Source organism: Streptomyces bobili (genome assembly GCF_002154575.1).
Lineage (GTDB): Bacteria > Actinomycetota > Actinomycetes > Streptomycetales > Streptomycetaceae > Streptomyces > Streptomyces bobili.
In genome coordinates this window covers 1-17,042 of the sequence record NZ_MUBA01000115.1, presented here as the reverse complement: position 1 = coordinate 17,042, position 17,042 = coordinate 1, and the positions used below count along the sequence as shown (strand labels likewise).

Below are 17,042 nucleotides of genomic sequence, written 5' to 3'. Positions count from 1 at the left end.
GAGGCCCCGGCCGGGGCCTCACAGTTGCCGTACGCCTACACGTACTCGCACCCGTCCTTACACACGTACTCGTCGGTCGACACACCCGTCCAGGGGCACATCAGGCGGCGACCACGTCCACCGCCTCGGCGGGTGCCTTGATGGTCACCCGCTCCGGTGGCACACCGGTCACCGACACAGAACCCAGCATCGGGCGAACCGACGCCGGTACAGGCCCACTGGGGGTGGCCGCAGCCGACTGAGCCAGCTCCGCGAGAGCGAGCTCGTCACTCACTTCCCGCATGAGCTCGGACATCCGTACGTCCAACGCGTCGCAGATGGCGGCGAGCAGTTCGGAGGATGCCTCCTTCTGCCCCCGCTCCACCTCGGAGAGATAGCCGAGCGAGACCCGGGCGGACGAGGAGACTTCGCGCAGAGTACGGCCCTGGCGCTGGCGCTGCCGACGCAGCACGTCACCCAACAGGCGACGGAGCAGAATCATCGGTGGCTCCCTCCTCGGACCGCGTAGCCGCATCCTTCACGCCCCACCGTACCGCCTTGCGCTGCGGCCGTGCGGGGAGCGATGTCGTGTTCACTCAGGGCTGCAAACATCAAAACCCCCCGTTCTGTTCCGTATCCTGTGCCCGCTCATTCCCGGTCTGTTCGCCCGCCAGCTCTCTCAGGAGCACTGCGAGTACGCTCCGTACACTCTCTCTACGAATTTCCGCCCGGCTGCCGTTCAACCGCAGGGCCTCCACTTTTCCGCCAGAGGCGGAACCGGCGTCAGGCCCCGAGGGCCCGTCCACCGCGACGAAGACCGTCCCGACGGGCTGCCCGTCCTGTGCGTCGGGGCCGGCGACTCCGGTGGTCGCGATGCCCCAGTCGGCGTCCAGCGCCCTGCGCACCCCGGCCGCCATCTGGGCCGCCACCTGCTCGTCCACGGCTCCGCGCGCGGCCAGCAGGTCCGCGTCCACGCCGAGCAGCTCGTGCTTGAGCGAGGTGGCGTACGCGGTGACCGATCCCCGGAACGCCTTGGACGCCCCTGGCACGGAGGTGATCTCCGCCGCGACCAGACCACCCGTCAGCGACTCGGCCACGGCGAGCGTCTCGCCCCTCACTGTGAGTAGTCGCACCACGTCGGCGGCCGGGTCACTCACGCCTGCGTCGCCCCCGAAGCCGCCCGTCGCTCGGCGATCCCCTGCCTGCGCAGCACAATGGCCTGTCTCACGTAGTCGAGCCCGGTCACCACGGTCAGCAGGACCGCCGCGGCCATCACCCACCAGCGCAGCGTGGCCAGCCAGCCGGTGAGCGCCAGGATGTACATCCCGACGGCGACGCCCTGGGTGAGCGTCTTGAGCTTGCCGCCCCGGCTGGCCGGGATGACGCCGTACCGGATGACCAGGAAACGCAGCAGGGTGATCCCGAGTTCCCGGCCCAGGATGACGCCCGTCACCCACCACGGCAGGTCGCCCAGCGCGGAGAGGCAGATCAGGGCCGCTCCCATGATCGCCTTGTCGGCGATCGGATCGGCGATCTTCCCGAAGTCGGTGACGAGGTTGTAGGTCCGCGCCAGATGCCCGTCGAACAGGTCGGTGATCATGGCGACGGCGAAGGCCGCCCAGGCGAAGGCGCGCCACGCCGGGTCGTGCCCGCCGTCGGCCAGCATCAGGGCGACGAAGCCGGGTACCAGGATGAGCCGGAGCATGGTCAGCAGATTGGCCACGTTCCAGACGCTGGCCTGGTTGACGGCGGCGGCCGCGATCTTCGCACCGCGCGCGGGGCGCAGGGTTCCCTGCTCGTCCATGGTGGCGCCGGTGACGTCGGAGCCCGTCTCCGGACCAGCTCCCGAAGGACCGGGAGCAGGGCTCGTGGCCGCCCCGTTCGCCCTGGAGGAGCCACCCGCGGCCGATGCCGGGACACCCGTCATCTGTCCGCCTCCTCACTACACCCGATCGAGCCCTGGAGGGGCTCGGCCACCAGGTCGACACCTTCCGTACCGACCACCTTCGCCTCGACCATACGACCGACACTCAGACCTTCGCCGCTCGTGAGCAGCACCTGGCCATCGGTCTCGGGCGCCTGATGGGCCGCACGGCCGTACACGCCCTCGACCGGGTCCACCGACTCCACGAGCACGTGCAGGCTCTCGCCCAGCCGCTCCTCGGCGCGCTGCGAGACGAGTTCCTCGGCGAGCCGGGAGATCCGCGCGAGCCGCTCGGCGACGACGTCCTCGTGGAGCTTGTTCTCGTACGTCGCGGCCTCGGTGCCGTCCTCGTCGGAGTACCCGAAGACACCGATGGCGTCCAGACGCGCGTGGTTGAGGAACCGCTCCAGCTCGGCCAGGTCGGCCTCGGACTCGCCGGGGAAGCCGACGATGAAGTTGGAGCGCACCCCCGCCTCGGGCGCCTTGCCCCGGATGGTGTCGAGCAGTTCCAGGAAGCGGTCCGTGTCGCCGAAGCGACGCATCGCGCGCAGCACGTCGGGGGCCGAGTGCTGGAAGGACAGGTCGAAGTAGGGGGCGATCTTCGGCGTGGAGGTCAGCACGTCGATCAGGCCGGGCCGCATCTCGGCCGGCTGGAGGTAGCTGACCCGCACCCGCTCCAGGCCGTCGACCTCCGCCAGCTCGGGCAGCAGCGACTCCAGCAGCCGGATGTCGCCGAGGTCCTTGCCGTAGGAGGTGTTGTTCTCGGAGACCAGCATGATCTCCTTGACGCCCTGCTCGGCCAGCCACCGGGTCTCGTTCAGCACGTCGCTCGGGCGGCGGGAGATGAAGGAGCCGCGGAAGGACGGGATGGCGCAGAAGGAGCAGCGCCGGTCGCAGCCGGAGGCGAGCTTGACCGAGGCGACCGGGTTGCCGTCGAGCCGGCGGCGCAGCGGCGCACGGGGCCCGGAGGCCGGGGCGACCCCATCCGGAAGGTCTGCCGGAGCGTGCCCCGGAAGGGCCACCGAACCGGCGGATTCCTGCCGCTCGGCGGGGCTGATCGGCAGCAGCTTGCGCCGGTCTCGCGGGGTGTGGGAGGCGTGGATGCCGCCGTTGAGGATGGTCTGGAGGCGGTCGGAGATGTCGGCGTAGTCGTCGAATCCGAGTACGCCGTCGGCCTCCGGGAGTGCCTCGGCGAGGTCCTTGCCGTAGCGCTCGGCCATGCAGCCCACCGCCACGACGGCCTGGGTTCGGCCATGGCCCTTGAGGTCGTTGGCCTCCAGGAGGGCGTCGACGGAGTCCTTCTTGGCGGCATCGACGAAGCCACAGGTGTTGACGACGGCGACGTCCGCGTCCTGGGCGTCCTCCACGAGCTGCCAGCCGTCCGCCTCCAAACGGCCTGCGAGCTCCTCCGAGTCCACCTCGTTACGGGCGCAGCCAAGGGTGACGAGTGCGACGGTACGGCGTTCAGGCATGGGCTCAAGACTACTTTGTCTGACTGACACCCCATGTCGACGGGGTTGGCGATCTTCGGGCGTCATGCCGAAGGGGCCGGCGACGACCGCCGACCCCTTGCCAGACCTGGACTCCGCCCTGCCTCAGCCGGCCTGCGGGTCACCCTTGGTGTACGTCAGCCGCTCCACGGCGCCCGGCTTGAAGTCGTCGTCGATCTTCTTGCCGTTGACGTGGAGCTCCACCGCTCCGGCGTCGCCGAGGACGAGGTTGACCTTCTCGCTGTCCTGGAAGGTCTGGGACTCGCCCTGCTTGAGCAGGCCGTCGAAGAGCATCCGGCCGTTGTGGTCCTTGGCGAAGATCCAGCTCTTGCCGTCGGTGGCCGTGACCTGGACGGTCACCTTGTCCTGCGGGGCCGCGGCGATGGCGCTGTCGGAGGGCTCCGGCTTCTCGTCGACGGGCTTCTCGGTCTTCGGTGTCGGCGTGGCGGGCGCGCTGGTCGACGGGGTGGTGCCGTCGGCGACGTCGGCCGTGCCGTCGTCGCCCTTGAACGCCGTGAATCCGACGAAGCCGACCACGGCGACGATCGCGGCGACCATGGCCGCGGTCCAGTTCGGCCCGCGCCGCTCGGGGCGGATACGTTCCGCCTCGAACATGGGTGCGGCCGGGGTGGGTGCCGGCCGACCGCCGTGGGCGGCGTCGTACTGCTCCATCAGCTGGGCGGGGTCCAGGTGGACGGCCCGTGCGAGCGTCCGGATGTGACCGCGCGCGTAGACGTCGCCGCCGCAGGGCGCGAAGTCGTCCGCTTCGATGGCGTGCACGATGGCGATGCGGACGCGGGTGGCGGTACTGACGTCGTCGACGGTGAGCCCGGCCGCGATGCGGGCCTGCTGCAGGGCTCGGCCGATGGAGGGGTGGGCTGCCTCGGAAACGTCTTCGAACGGACGCTCGTCTTCAGGGGAGTTGCTGCCGATGGACACGGGGGCGCCTTTCGAGCGTATAGCCACCTGTGCTGGAGGTTCAGTCTAGGGGGGTTGCGAAAGGGAGGGGCAACCGGGCGGTAGGACTTTGTACGCCATCGGTATGGCCGGACACACCGATGACGGGCCAGATACGACTTCCGGGTGGAACCCGCACCTGTCCGCTCGCTCAACTGGACGTACGGCGAGGGGAAACGGTTGCCCGCCGTTCTCTAACGGGTGAGTCACGGACGCCCGCCGTCCCCACGGAAGAAACGTCTACTCCCCAGGCTCCCCGCGGATCACGGCGAGCACTCCGTCCAACTCGTCGGGTTTCACCAGAACGTCACGTGCCTTCGATCCCTCGCTCGGGCCGACGATGCTCCGCGACTCCATGAGGTCCATCAGCCGGCCGGCCTTGGCGAAGCCGACGCGCAACTTGCGCTGGAGCATCGAGGTCGACCCGAACTGGGTGGAGACGACCAGCTCGGCCGCCTGGCACAGCAGGTCGAGGTCGTCGCCGATGTCCTCGTCGATCTCCTTCTTCTGCTTGGTGCCCACGGTGACGTCGTCCCGGAAGACGGGCGCCATCTGGTCCTTGCAGTGCTGCACGATCACCGCGACCTCGGCCTCGGTGACGAACGCGCCCTGCATACGCGTCGGCTTGTTCGCACCCATCGGCAGGAACAGTCCGTCACCCTTGCCGATCAGTTTCTCGGCACCGGGCTGGTCGAGGATGACCCGCGAGTCGGCGAGCGAGGAGGTGGCGAACGCGAGCCGCGACGGCACGTTCGCCTTGATCAGACCGGTCACCACGTCCACCGACGGCCGCTGCGTGGCCAGCACCAGATGGATGCCGGCGGCGCGCGCGAGCTGCGTGATCCGCACGATCGAGTCCTCGACGTCACGCGGCGCGACCATCATCAGGTCGGCGAGCTCGTCGACGATCACCAGCAGATAGGGATACGGCTGAAGCTCGCGCTCACTGCCCTCGGGCTTCTTGACGGTCCCCTCCCGCACCGCGCGGTTGAAGTCGTCGATGTGCCGGTAGCCGTACGCCGCCAGGTCGTCGTAGCGCAGGTCCATCTCGCGTACGACCCACTGGAGCGCCTCAGCCGCCCGCTTGGGGTTGGTGATGATGGGCGTGATCAGGTGCGGGATGCCCTCGTAGGCGGTCAGCTCGACGCGCTTGGGGTCGACCAGGATCATCCGGACGTCCTCCGGGGTCGCCCGCATCATGACCGAGGTGATCAGACAGTTGATGCAGGACGACTTGCCGGACCCGGTGGCGCCGGCGACCAGTATGTGCGGCATCTTCGCCAGCGAGTGCATGACATAGCCGCCCTCGACGTCCTTGCCGAAGGCGACCAGCATCGGATCGTCGTCCTCGGCGGACTCGGCCAGCCGGAGCACATCTCCGAGGTTGACCATCTCGCGGTCGGTGTTCGGGATCTCGATGCCGACCGCGGACTTCCCGGGAATCGGCGAGATGATCCGCACGTCCGGGCTGGCGACGGCGTACGCGATGTTCTTCGTCAGGGCGGTGATCCGCTCGACCTTCACCGCGGGGCCGAGTTCGACCTCGTAGCGCGTGACCGTCGGGCCGCGGGTGAAGCCGGTGACCGCGGCGTCGACCTTGAACTCCGAGAAGACGTTGGTGAGCGAGGCGACCACCGCGTCGTTGGCGGCGCTGCGCACCTTGCCGGGGCCGCCGCGCGTGAGGAGGTCGAGCGAGGGCAGCGCGTAGGTGATGTCCCCGGACAGCTGGAGCTGCTCCGCGCGCGGCGGCAGCTCGCGCGGCGCCTCGGGAGCCGCCTTGGTCAGGTCGGGGACGGCGCCGGCCTTGACCTTCTCCTGCCTGGGCCGGCCGGCCGGGGCCGGGACGGGCGTCGGCGTGGTGGGCTCACGGTCACCGACGCTCACGCCCTGGGTGAGGTCGGCGACGATCCGCGACGGCGGCATGCCGTGCAGCACGGCCCCGTCGAGGTCGGCCGCGGCAGCCGCCGCGATGTCGACCGCGTCCATCCGCCGGTCCATCGCGGGCTGCGGCACGGCCGAGCGCCTGGGACGGCCGCGACGCCGGCTGAGGGCCTCCTGCTCGGCGCTGTCGGGGTCGAAGGCCTCAGGGGCGCCGGAGCGCCGCCGGGAGCGTGCGGGCAGCGCCTCACGCCACTGCTCGTCGTAGCGCTCCTCGTCGTCGCCGAACTCGTCGTACTCCTCGTCGGCCGCCGGGTCGTGCACCACGCCGAGACGCACCCCGAGCTGCCGCAGCCGCTGCGGAATGGCGTTGACGGGCGTGGCGGTGACCACGAGCAACCCGAAGACCGTGAGCAGCACGAGCAGCGGTACGGCGAGGACCTCGCCCATGGTGTACGTCAGCGGCGTCGCCGCGGACCAGCCGATGAGGCCGCCGGCGTCCCTTATCGCCTGCATGCCGTCGCTGCGGGCGGGCGAGCCGCAGGCGATGTGGACCTGCCCGAGCACACCGATGAGCAGCGCGGACAGTCCGATCACGATGCGGCCGTTGGCCTCGGGCTTCTCGGGGTGCCGGACGAACCGTACGGCGATGACGGCGAGCAAGATCGGCACCAGCAGGTCGAGTCGGCCGAAGGAGCCGGTCACCAGGATCTCGACGAGGTCGCCGACCGGGCCGCGCAGATCGGCCCAGGTCCCCGCGGCGACGATCAGCGCGAGGCCGAACAGCAGCAGCGCGACGCCGTCCTTGCGGTGGGCGGGGTCGAGGTTCTTCGCACCGTTCCCTATGCCGCGGAACACCGCTCCGACGGCGTGGGCCAGACCCAGCCAGAGGGCGCGCACGAGCCGGTAGATGCCCCCGGTGGGACTGGGGGCCGGTTTGGGCGCCGGCTTGGCGGCCGCGGCTTTCCGGGCGGGCGCCTTCTTCGCCGGGGCCTTTTTGGCGGCGGCCTTCTTCGCCGGAGCCTTCGCGGGAGCTGCTGCCTTCTTGGCGGGCTGCTTCTTCGCTGCGGAGGGACGTGAGGCCATGGTGTGAGGTTACCGGGGGAGACGACAGCGGACACGTGTGACCGCTGCTTCACCCGTTCGTGTCGCTCCCCAGGAGGCGCGGAACTGACGCATGCCCTCGCACCGCTGACACTCACTCACGCACAACTCCGGGCGCGGCATCCGTCGGTTCCGGTTCAGCTCTGCGACGTCACGGAGGGCGGACCGCTACCGGTGCCGGGCTCCAGCGCGTCCAGCGCCCGGCGCAGACCGGTGAGTTTGCGCTCCAGATGCGCCGCCGTGGCCACCGCCGCCGCGTCCGCCGACTCGTCGTCGAGCTGCTTGGACAGCGCCTCGGCCTGCTCCTCGACGGCCGCGAGCCTCGCGGACAGCTCCGCCAGCAGCCCCGGTGACTCCTTGTCGCCGCCGGCCGCCGCCTTGCCTCCGCCGCCCTCCAACTGGAGCCGCAGCAAGGCCGCCTGCTCCCGCAGCTGGCAGTTCTTCATGTACAGCTCGACGAACACCGAGACCTTCGCGCGCAGCACCCACGGATCGAACGGCTTGGAGATGTAGTCGACCGCACCCGCCGCGTACCCGCGGAAGGTGTGGTGCGGACCGTGATTGATCGCCGTCAGGAAGATGATCGGGATGTCCCGAGTCCGTTCTCGCCGCTTGATGTGCGCGGCCGTTTCGAAACCGTCCATTCCCGGCATCTGGACGTCCAGCAGAATGACCGCGAAGTCGTCCGTCAGCAGTGCCTTGAGCGCCTCTTCCCCGGACGATGCCCGCACCAGCGTCTGATCGAGCGCAGAGAGGATCGCCTCCAGCGCCAGCAGATTCTCCGGCCGGTCATCGACCAGGAGGATCTTGGCCTTCTGCACCATGGCCCGCCCTCCTCGCCCCGGCAGTGCACCGGGCGCCGCCCCTGGGGACGACTCCTTTGCGCCGCCCTTCCTTGTGCCGGTCATGGTAGCCGCACCCCGACCGTCGCCACACCCTGTCACCGTGATGTCACTGTGCACGTAGCAGGAACGCGGCGGAAGACCAGAAGGTTCCCCGAATCCCGCCCCACTACACGCCTTCGGACACCGTGAGTCAGCGACTCCCCGCGCCGCCGGACGGTTCCCGTCACTCGGCACGCATCCACTGGGCCATCACCGCCAGCAGGTGATCCGGGTCCACCGGCTTGGTGACGTAGTCGGAGGCACCCGACTCGATCGCCTTCTCCCGGTCGCCCTTCATCGCCTTCGCGGTCAGCGCGATGATCGGCAGGCCCGAGAACTGAGGCATCCGGCGGATCGCCGTGGTCGTCGCGTACCCGTCCATCTCCGGCATCATGATGTCCATCAGGACGACCGCCACGTCCTCGTGCTGCTCCAGGACCTCGATGCCCTCGCGGCCGTTCTCCGCGTACAGCACCGACAGCCCGTGCTGCTCAAGGACGCTGGTCAGGGCGAATACATTGCGGATGTCGTCATCGACGATCAGCACCTTCTCCCCGCCGAACCGGATGCCCCGCGGCCCCTGCGGCGCCGACTCCTGCCGCACGGGCGCCCACTGCTCGGGCCGGCCGACCTGCGGCTCGCCCCCGGCCGCGGACCGGCGCCGACGCCGGAACAGGGCGGCCGGACCGTTCTGCGTGTCCTGGTACGACCTCACCTCCGCCGGCGTCTGGATCTGCACCCCGGACAGCTCCGACCGCTCCCGCTTCCCACTCTCGGACGCCACCAGGTCGCCCGCCTCCAGCTGGGGCACCACCTGCTGGTAGCCCTGCGGCGGCAGCTCGCTCGGGTGCAGCGGCAGATACAGCGTGAACGTCGAGCCACGCCCCGGCTCGCTCTGGGCGTAGATCTCACCACCGAGCAGCTGCGCGATCTCCCGCGAGATCGACAGCCCGAGCCCGGTACCGCCGTACTTGCGGCTCGTGGTGCCGTCGGCCTGCTTGAACGCCTCGAAGATCACCCGCATCTTGCTCGCCGCGATCCCGATACCCGTGTCGGTCACCGAGAACGCGATCAACGGCGCGTCCGCGTCCGCCAGCGAACCGGCCTCCAGCAACTGCTCCCGGATCGCCACCGGCACGTCCGTCCCGGCCGGCCGGATGACCAGCTCCACCGAGCCGGAGTCGGTGAACTTCACCGCGTTGGACAACAGGTTGCGCAGCACCTGAAGAAGCCGCTGCTCGTCGGTGTGCAGCGTGGCCGGCAGCTCCGGCGACACCCGCACGGACAGATCCAGGCCCTTCTCCGCGGTGAGCGGACGGAAGGTGGCCTCCACGTAGTCCACGAGCTGCACGAGCGCGATGCGCGTCGGAGAGACGTCCATCTTGCCCGCCTCGACCTTCGACAGATCGAGGATGTCGTTGATCAGCTGGAGCAGGTCGGAACCGGCCCCGTGGATCGTCTCGGCGAACTCGACCTGCTTCGGCGAGAGGTTCCCCTCGGCGTTGTCCGCGAGGAGCTTGGCCAGGATCAGCAGCGAGTTGAGCGGCGTACGCAGTTCGTGCGACATGTTGGCCAGGAACTCGCTCTTGTACCGCATCGACACCGCGAGCTGCTCGGCCCGCTCCTCCAGAACCTGCCGCGCCTCCTCGATCTCGGTGTTCTTCACCTCGATGTCCCGGTTCTGCCGGGCCAACAGCTCGGCCTTCTCCTCCAGTTCGGCGTTGGACGCCTGGAGGGCCTTCTGCCGCTGCTCCAACTCCGCCGACCGTTCCCGCAGTTGCTCGGTCAGCTCCTGCGACTGCTTCAGCAACTGCTCCGTCTTGGTGTTGACGGAGATGGTGTTGACGCTGGTCGCGATCATCTCGGCGAGCTGGTTGAGGAAGTCCCTCTGGATCTGCGTGAACGGCGTGAAGGACGCCAGCTCGATCACACCGAGCACCTGGCCCTCGAACAGCACCGGCAGCACGATCACCTGCGCCGGCGGCGCCTCCCCGAGCCCCGAGGAGATCTTCAGATAGCCGCTCGGCGCGTTGGAGACGAGAATCGTCCGCTTCTCCTCGGCCGCCGTGCCCACCAGCGCCTCCCCCGGCCGGAACGAGGTCGGCATCGACCCCATCGAATAGCCGTAGGAGCCCAGCATCCGCAGCTCGTAGTGCTCGTCGGCACCTTCTGCCGGCGGCATCGCCAGGAAGAACGCGCCGTGCTGCGCGGCCACCAGCGGCGGCAGCTCGCTCATGATCAGCGAGGCCACGTCCTCCAGGTCTCGCCGGCCCTGCATCAGCGCGGACACGCGCGCGAGGTTGCCCTTGAGCCAGTCCTGCTCCTTGTTGGCGATCGTGGTGTCGCGCAGGTTGGCGATCATCTTGTTGATGTAGTCCTGGAGTTCCTGGATCTCGCCGGAGGCGTCCACGTCGATCTTCAGGTTCAGGTCGCCCCGCGTCACCGCGGTCGCCACGCGCGCGATGGCACGCACCTGCCGGGTCAGGTTCCCGGCCATCTCGTTCACCGACTCGGTGAGGTCCCGCCAGGTGCCGTCGACGTCACGCACGCGCGCCTGACCGCCGAGCTGCCCCTCCGTACCCACCTCGCGGGCGACCCGGGTCACCTCCTCGGCGAACGACGACAGCTGGTCGACCATCGTGTTGATGGTCGTCTTCAGCTCGAGGATCTCCCCGCGTGCATCGATGTCGATCTTCTTCGTCAGGTCGCCCTTGGCGATGGCCGTCGTGACCATGGCGATGTTGCGCACCTGGCCGGTCAGGTTGGACGCCATCTGGTTCACCGACTCGGTGAGGTCCTTCCACGTGCCCGCCACACCGGGTACGTGCGCCTGCCCGCCGAGGATGCCGTCCGTGCCCACCTCGCGGGCCACCTTGGTGACCTGGTCGGCGAACGAACTCAGCGTCTTCACCATGGTGTTGAAGGTGTCGGCGAGCTGCGCGACCTCGCCGCGCGCCTCGATCGTCACCGTCCGCGTCAGGTCACCGTTGGCGACGGCCGCCGCGACCTGGGAGATGTTGCGCACCTGCATGGTCAGGTTCTTGGCCATCAGGTTGACGTTGTCGGTGAGGTCCTTCCAGATGCCCGTGACGCCCGACGCGTGCGCCTGGCCGCCCAGGATGCCCTCGGTGCCCACCTCGCGGGCCACCCGGGTCACCTGCTCGGCGAACGACGACAGCTGGTCCACCATCGTGTTGACGGTGGTGACGAGCTCGAGGATCTCGCCCTTGGCGTCGACGGTGATCTTCTTCGACAGGTCGCCCTTGGCGACCGCGGTCGTGACCTCGGCGATCTGACGCACCTGGATGGTCAGGTTGTTCGCCATGAAGTTCACGGACTGCGTGAGGTCCTTCCAGGTGCCGGAGACACCCTGCACCTCGGCCTGACCACCGAGCTGCCCCTCCGTACCCACCTCACGGGCCACCCGCGTGACCTCCTGGGCGAACGACGACAGCTGGTCGACCATCGTGTTCAGGGTGTTCTTCAACTCCAGGATCTCCCCGCGCGCGTCCACGGTGATCTTCTGGGAGAGGTCACCGCGGGCCACGGCGGTGGCGACCTGCGCGATGTTGCGCACCTGCGCGGTGAGGTTGCCGGCCATGCCGTTCACCGAGTCCGTCAGGTCCCGCCACACGCCGGCGACACCCGGCACCTGCGCCTGGCCGCCGAGCTGCCCTGCGGTGCCCACCTCGCGCGCCACCCGGGTCACCTGGTCGGCGAAGGCCGACAGCTGGTCGACCATCGTGTTGATGGTGTTCTTCAGCTCCAGGATCTCGCCGCGCGCGTCGACATCGATCTTCTGGGAGAGGTCGCCCCGCGCCACGGCCGTCGTCACCTGCGCGATGTTGCGCACCTGCGAGGTCAGGTTCCCCGCCATCGAGTTGACGGAGTCGGTGAGTTCCTTCCACGTACCGGACACGCCGTCGACGCGGGCCTGGCCACCGAGCCGGCCCTCCGTGCCCACGTCCCGGGCCATCCTCGTCACCTGGTCGGCGAACGACGACAGCTGGTCCACCATCGTGTTCACGGTGTTCTTCAGCTGCGCCATCTCACCGGACACGTCCACGGTGACCTTCTGCGACAGATCGCCGTTGGCCACCGCCGTCGTCACCTGGGCGATGTTCCTCACCTGTCCGGTGAGATTCCTGAACGCCGTGTTGACGGAGTCCGTCAGATCCTTCCACGTCCCGGCCGCGCCCGACACCTGCGCCTGACCGCCCAGCTCACCCTCGACACCGATCTCCCGCGCCACCCGCGTGACCTCGGCACCGAAGGCCGACAGCTGGTCGACCATCCCGTTGACGGTATTCTTCAGCTCCAGCATCTCGCCGGCCACGTCCACCGTGACCTTCTGGGAGAGGTCGCCGTTGGCCACCGCCGTCGTCACCGCCGCGATGTCCCGCACCTGCGTGGTGAGGTTGCGGAACACGGTGTTGACCGAGTCGGTGAGGTCCTTCCAGGTGCCCGCCGCGCCCGGCACGTTGGCCTGACCGCCCAGCTGGCCCGCCGCACCGACCTCGTTGGCGACCCGCGTGACCTCGTCCGCGAAGGTCCGCAGCGTCTCGGTCATCTGGTTGATCGTGTCGGCGAGCTGCGCGACCTCACCGCGCGCGGACACCGTCACCTTCTGCGACAGGTCACCGTTGGCGACCGCCGTGGTGACCTCCGCGATCCCCCGCACCTGAGCCGTGAGGTTTCCGGCCATGGTGTTCACAGAATCGGTGAGTTCTTTCCACACACCGTCGACGCCGGACACCCGCGCCTGACCGCCGAGGATGCCCTCGGTGCCCACCTCACGGGCCACCCGGGTCACCTCCGACGAGAACGCCGAGAGCTGGTCCACCATCGTGTTGACGGTGTTCTTCAGCTCCAGCATCTCGCCTTCGACATGCACGGTGACCTTGCGTGACAGGTCACCCTTGGCCACTGCCGTCGTCACCAGCGCGATGTCGCGCACCTGCGCCGTCAGCCGCTCCGCCATCGTGTTGACGGACTCCGTCAGGTCCTTCCAGGAACCCGACATACCGCGCACCTGGGCCTGCCCGCCCAGCTTGCCCTCGGTGCCCACCTCACTGGCCACACGCGTGACCTCGTCGGTGAACGTCGACAACTGGTCGACCAGGTTGTTGACCGTCCGCCCGACCTTCAGGAACTCCCCGCGCAGCGGATGCCCGGTCCCCTCCGGGGTGTGCGTCCGCAGCTCCATCCGCGGCGACAGATCACCCTCGGCCACCGCCGACAGCACCCGCCCGACCTCGGAAACCGGCCGTACGAGGTCGTCGACCAGCGCGTTCGAGTTGTCGATGGCGGTCGCCCAGGAGCCCTCGCAGGCGCCCGTCTCCAGCCGCTCGGTGAGCTTTCCCTCACGCCCCACCATGCGCCGTACCCGCGACAACTCACCCGTGAGGTGCAGATTGCGGTCCGCCACCTCGTTGAAGACGGCCGCGATCTCCGACATCACGCCGTCGCCGGACACCGTGAGCCGCTTGCGGAAGTTCCCCTCCCGCATCGACACCAGGGCAGCCAGCAGCCGGTTCAGGGCCGCGGTGTCCACCGTGGTGGTCCCGCCACGGTGTGAGCGCTGCCCGCTCAGGGTCTGTCCGCCTTTCGCGCGCGCCTTCGTGCCCCGCGTCGCTGCGCCAGACTCCACGTTGTCCCTCCCGGAGGGGTCGACCGTCGTACTGCCGATGTAATCAGGCAGGCCCAAGAGGCTGCTGCCCGGCGAACACACAAGACACCCAGTCTGCCGGACCTTCACAAGAAGCCTGCCCAGTGTTTCACCCCCGCCGAACCCGGCCATAACAGTTCGGCAGCTTTCGCACACCGTCCGCACACCCTGAGGCGGAAACACAGCTGACCGGCATCCGCAAGGGTAGGGAAGGTAAGTAACCTTGCATGCGGCTGTCCAGCCACGCCGGTCCGTCCGGCCTGGGCGGTGGCACGAGCACGAGCGGGCATCGGAGGGGCGGCCGCACACATGACCACCGGACTGATCCCGGGGGGACAGCCCCCGGACCCCCGGCCGACGAACGCGCTTCCGCCGCGACCGCGACGCGAGCAGGACAGCCGGGAAGAAGCCCAGCACGTCATCGACGACCGGCCGAGGAGTTCTGTGATCACCGCGCGCGCGGCTGCCACCTTCGAGCCCGTCGGGCGCTCCGTCGCGACCGCCCGCGCGTTCGTCCGCGACACCCTCCAGGGCTGGGGTTTCGCCGACATCATCGACGACGCCGTCGTCCTCACGAGCGAACTGGTGACGAACGCGGTCGTCCACGCGGGAACCCACGCCGACCTCCTGTGCCTGCGCCACGAGGACGGCGTACGCATCGAGGTCGCCGACCGCTATCCGGAGCGTGAGATCCCCCTCCAGGGCTCCCTCGCCACCATGGGCAGCCCCGACCGGGAGGGCGGCCGCGGCCTCCAGCTGTGCGCGGCCATCGCCGGCCGCTGGGGCGTCGACTACACGCCCACCCACAAAACCGTCTGGTTCCAGCTCGACCTGCCCGACCGCCCGGTGGGCACCCGCACGGCCGGCCCCGCGCTCCCCGCCGAACTGCTGCCACTCGCCGACAGCCGCGTCCGCGTCGCCGTCGTCCAGATCGACCGCACCGGCGCCATCTCCGCGTGGAACGAGGACGCCGAGGAACTCTTCGGCTACCCGGCCGACCAGGTCGTCGGCAAGCCCCTCACCGACCTCGCGGCCTGGCCGCACACCCCCGGCACCAGCACCGGCATCGTCGAGGCACTCCAGCTCTCCCGCTGGGAGGGCAGCTACGGCATCCGCGGCGCCAACGGCCGCGTGACCCCGGTGTACGCCTCCCATCTGCGCGTCCGCGACACCGAGGGCGACCCCTCCACGGTCTGTCTCCTGGTCCGCAACCACGAACGCGCGGTCCTGCAGTCACCGACCCGTGTCCCCGTCACCGACGGCCCCGCCGACGGCCAGAGCGCGGACCCCTTCGAGGTCTTCATCGGCTCCCCCGCCCCCGACGACCTCGACGGCCTCCTCCAGCGCACCGTCGAACGCGCCCGCGACATGCTCGACGGCGACTCCGCCTTCCTGCTCCTGGCGACGGACGACGAGACGGAACTGGAGGTTCGCGCCTCCACGGGCCTGCCCTCGGCCCGCCAGCGCTTCGCCCGCGTCCCCGTCGAGGCGGGCCCCGGCCGCTACAGCTCCGCCCGCATGCCGGCCGTCCACGAGGACCTCCTCGCGGTGCCCGGCGCGGTCCCCCTCCTCAGCGGCACCGGCATGCGCTCGGTCGTCACGGTCCCGCTGAAGGTCGAGGGCCGCCTCACCGGCTCCCTTGGCGTCGCGGCCGAGGGGCCGGGCCGCTACTCCAACGAGGAGGCGCTGCGCCTCCAGTTCGCCGCGGACCGCATCGCCCTTGCCGTCGAGTCGGCCCGCCTCGGCGAGCTGGAGCGGCTGCGCCGCGGCTCCCTCAGCTTCCTCGTCGAGGCCTCCGACCTGCTGGCCGGCACCCTCGACCGCGACCAGACCCTGGCCCTGATGGCCCAGATGACGGTCCCGACCCTCGCCACCTGGTGCGCGGTCTACACGATCGCCGACCAGGCCTCCGACCCGTACCTGTCGTACGTCCTGCACGAGGACGAGGAACTCATCGACGGCATCAAGTCGTTGCTCTCGAAGATCGCCCCGCCGGACCCGGTACCCACCCCCGGCGCCCGCGTCTGGTCCGCCCCCGGCGAGGCGGCCCACGACGCGGCCCTGCGCAGTTCCATGCGCACCCTCGGCCTGACCGGCGGCCCGACCCACCAGATGTCCTCGGGCATCGGTCCCACCCTCGCCACGGCGTCCGCGGTGGGCGGCGAGACCGTCGTCCTGCCCCTGGTCGCCCGCAACCGCGTCATCGGCATGCTGACCCTCGGCAAGCCCACCGACGAGCACTTCCGCCAGGAGATCCTGGAACTGGCCGAGGACCTGAGCCGCAGAGCGGCCCTCGCCCTCGACAACGCCCGCCTCTACTCCGAGCGCACGGCCATCAGCCAGTCCCTCCAGCGCAGCCTCCTGCCCCCCGAGCTGCCCGACATCGACGGCGTCGAGGTCGAGGTCATCTACCGCGCCGCCGGCGAGGGCAACGAGGTCGGCGGCGACTTCTACGACCTCTTCCCGATCAGCGACGGCGCCTACGGCTTCGCGATCGGCGACGTCTGCGGCACCGGCCCGCACGCGGCGGCGGTGACGGGCCTCGCCCGGCACGCCCTGCGTCTGCTGGCGCGGGAGGGCCTCAGCGGCCCGGCGGTCCTGGAGCGCCTCAACTCGGCGATCCTCGACGAGGGCGCCCGCAGCCGCTTCCTGACCCTCCTCTACGGCGAGATGCGACCGCAGCCGGACGGCAGCGCGGAGTTGAAGGTGGTCTGCGCCGGCCACCCCCTCCCTCTGCGGCTGCGCCAGGACGGCACGGTCGAGCCCGCCGCCGAACCCCAGCCGCTCCTCGGCGTCATGGAGGACCTGGAGCTGTACGAGCAGACGGTCGTCCTCGATCCGGGAGATGTACTGCTCTGCGTCACCGAGCGCCGTGAAGGGACCCGCATGCTGGGCGACGACGGCCTCGCGGACGTGCTCACCACCTGCACGGGCCTCACGGCGGGCGCCGTCGCGGCCCGCATCATGCGCGCGGTGGAGCGCTTCGCGTCGGACGCCCCGTCCGACGACATGGCGATCCTCGCGATGCGCGTGGCATGACGGCGTGAGGAAAGAACCCTCCAGAAACGAAGAATCCCCCCGCCCGAAAGGGCGAGGGGATTCTTTGTCGTGGAGCCCCCTAACGGAATCGAACCGTTGACCTTCTCCTTACCATGGAG

At 69.8% G+C, this 17,042-nt stretch carries 9 protein-coding genes; 1 reads left to right on the top strand and 8 read right to left on the bottom strand.

Annotated features, from left to right (window positions below; genetic code table 11):
- Nucleotides 1–100: 100 nt before the first annotated feature.
- The 8 genes from BZL64_RS10385 to BZL64_RS10350 form a co-directional block, all read right to left on the bottom strand.
- A complete protein-coding gene (locus tag BZL64_RS10385) occupies nucleotides 101–481 on the bottom strand; it encodes a helix-turn-helix domain-containing protein (protein WP_073497352.1) in 381 nt (126 codons plus the stop codon).
- A 109-nt stretch (nucleotides 482–590) separates the two neighbouring features.
- The gene (locus BZL64_RS10380) at nucleotides 591–1,136 is read right to left on the bottom strand and encodes a CinA family protein (protein ID WP_086768332.1); all 546 of its coding nucleotides are present in this window, start codon (nucleotides 1,134–1,136) and stop codon (nucleotides 591–593) included.
- A complete protein-coding gene (pgsA, locus tag BZL64_RS10375; RefSeq protein ID WP_086768330.1) occupies nucleotides 1,133–1,906 on the bottom strand; it encodes a CDP-diacylglycerol--glycerol-3-phosphate 3-phosphatidyltransferase in 774 nt (257 codons plus the stop codon). Before pgsA ends, BZL64_RS10380 begins: the two co-directional genes overlap by 4 nt.
- On the bottom strand, nucleotides 1,903–3,375 hold the full coding sequence (gene rimO, locus BZL64_RS10370) for a 30S ribosomal protein S12 methylthiotransferase RimO (protein WP_086768328.1): 1,473 nt from the start codon (nucleotides 3,373–3,375) through the stop codon (nucleotides 1,903–1,905). Before rimO ends, pgsA begins: the two co-directional genes overlap by 4 nt.
- Nucleotides 3,376–3,498: 123 nt before the next feature.
- On the bottom strand, nucleotides 3,499–4,332 hold the full coding sequence (locus BZL64_RS10365) for a helix-turn-helix domain-containing protein (protein ID WP_086768326.1): 834 nt from the start codon (nucleotides 4,330–4,332) through the stop codon (nucleotides 3,499–3,501).
- Nucleotides 4,333–4,590: 258 nt separating this feature from the next.
- Nucleotides 4,591–7,314: a DNA translocase FtsK gene (locus tag BZL64_RS10360; RefSeq protein ID WP_107430258.1), complete on the bottom strand. Its 2,724-nt coding sequence runs from the start codon at nucleotides 7,312–7,314 to the stop codon at nucleotides 4,591–4,593.
- 155 nt (nucleotides 7,315–7,469) lie between these two features.
- Nucleotides 7,470–8,156: a response regulator gene (locus BZL64_RS10355; protein ID WP_086768324.1), complete on the bottom strand. Its 687-nt coding sequence runs from the start codon at nucleotides 8,154–8,156 to the stop codon at nucleotides 7,470–7,472.
- A gap of 244 nt (nucleotides 8,157–8,400) precedes the next feature.
- Nucleotides 8,401–13,866 (bottom strand): HAMP domain-containing protein, encoded by a 5,466-nt coding sequence (locus BZL64_RS10350; protein WP_086768322.1) that lies wholly within the window; start codon nucleotides 13,864–13,866, stop codon nucleotides 8,401–8,403.
- Nucleotides 13,867–14,193: 327 nt separating this feature from the next.
- Between BZL64_RS10350 and BZL64_RS10340 the strand changes: the two genes are divergently transcribed.
- Nucleotides 14,194–16,923 carry a SpoIIE family protein phosphatase gene (locus BZL64_RS10340; protein ID WP_086768320.1) on the top strand — a complete coding sequence of 910 codons (2,730 nt, stop codon included), beginning with the start codon at nucleotides 14,194–14,196 and terminating at the stop codon, nucleotides 16,921–16,923.
- Nucleotides 16,924–17,042: the final 119 nt, after the last annotated feature.